The following is a 1838-nucleotide window of genomic DNA, read 5'->3' as shown; positions in this document are numbered from 1 at the left end:
GGCGAAGGACTCCAACGCCCTCTACCGGCGGAACCTCGCCAAGGGCCAGACCGGTCTCTCCGTCGCCTTCGACTTGCCGACCCAGACCGGCTACGACTCCGACCACATCCTCGCCCGCGGCGAGGTCGGCCGGGTCGGCGTGCCGGTGGGTCACGTCGGCGACATGCGCGCGCTGTTCGACGGCATCCCGCTCGAACAGACCAACACCTCGATGACGATCAACGCCACCGCCATGTGGCTGCTGGCGCTCTACCAGGTGGTGGCCGAGGAGCAGGGCGCCGACATCGCCAAGCTCACCGGCACCACCCAGAACGACATCGTCAAGGAGTACCTCTCGCGCGGGACGCACGTCTTCCCGCCCGGGCCGTCGGTGCGCCTGATCACCGACATGATCGCCTACACGGTCGGCAACATCCCCAAGTGGAACCCGATCAACATCTGCAGCTACCACCTCCAGGAGGCCGGGGCCACCCCGGTCCAGGAGATCGCCTACGCGATGTGCACCGCGATCTCGGTGCTCGACGCGGTGCGCGACTCCGGCCAGGTGCCGGCCGAGCGGATGGGCGAGGTGGTCGCCCGCATCTCCTTCTTCGTCAACGCCGGCGTGCGGTTCGTCGAGGAGATGTGCAAGATGCGCGCCTTCGCCCGGCTCTGGGAGAAGGTCACGCTGGAGCGGTACGGCATCGAGGACCCGAAGCAGCGCCGGTTCCGCTACGGCGTCCAGGTCAACTCGCTGGGCCTGACCGAGGCGCAGCCGGAGAACAACGTCCAGCGGATCGTGCTGGAGATGCTCGCCGTCACCCTCTCCAAGGACGCCCGCGCCCGGGCCGTCCAGCTGCCGGCCTGGAACGAGGCGCTCGGCCTGCCCCGCCCGTGGGACCAGCAGTGGTCGCTGCGGATCCAGCAGGTGCTCGCCTACGAGTCGGACCTGCTGGAGTACGGCGACATCTTCAACGGCTCCGAGGTGATCGAGGCCAAGACCGCCGAGCTGCTGGCCGGCGCCGAGGCCGAGATCGCCAAGGTGCTGGAGATGGGCGCCAAGGCGGGCAACCGGGGCATCATCCCGGCCGTCGAGTCCGGCTACCTCAAGGCCAACCTGGTCGCCTCGCACGCCGCCCGCCGGGCCCGGATCGAGTCCGGCGAGGACAAGATCGTCGGCGTCAACTGCTTCGACACCACCGAGGAGAGCCCGCTCACGGCCGACCTCGACACCGCGATCATGGTGGTCGACCCGGCCTCCGAGCAGTCCGTGCTGAGGGCGCTGGAGGCCTGGCGCGAGCAGCGCGACGAGGCAGCCGCACAGCGGGCGCTGGCCGAGCTCAAGGAGGTCGCCGCCACGGACGCCAACCTGATGGCCGCGACGCTCGCCTGCGCCCGTGCCGGGGTCACCACCGGCGAGTGGGCCTTCGCCCTGCGCGAGGTCTTCGGCGAGTACCGCGCGCCCACCGGCGTCGGCGGCGCCCCGGTCGCGGTCGCGGCCGAGCCGGGCGGCGAACTGGCCGCGGTCCGCGCCGCGGTCGCGGCCACCGCCGAGGAGCTGGGCACCGGCAAGCTGCGCCTGCTGGTCGGCAAGCCCGGCCTGGACGGGCACTCCAACGGCGCCGAGCAGATCGCGGTCCGGGCCCGTGACGCCGGGTTCGAGGTGGTCTACCAGGGCATCCGGCTCACCCCCGAGCAGATCGTCTCCGCCGCCGTCGCGGAGGACGTGCACTGCGTGGGTCTGTCGATCCTCTCCGGAGCCCACTGCGAACTCGTTCCCGACGTTCTGCAGCGGCTGCGGCGGGCCGGGGTGGAGGATGTCCCGGTGATCGTGGGTGGCATCATCCCGGCAGCGGACG

1 protein-coding gene is annotated in these 1838 nt (G+C 71.3%); it reads left to right on the top strand.

Features of this window, described 5'->3' with window-relative positions:
• Positions 1-1838 (top strand): protein meaA (locus MCM47_RS39945; RefSeq protein WP_238951748.1); only part of this gene is annotated, 1838 nt, incomplete at both ends.

The organism is Kitasatospora sp. A2-31 (assembly GCF_022288725.1).
Lineage (GTDB): Bacteria > Actinomycetota > Actinomycetes > Streptomycetales > Streptomycetaceae > Kitasatospora.
The sequence above is the reverse complement of the archived record's forward strand: the minus strand, read 5'-3'. Positions and strand labels throughout refer to the sequence as shown.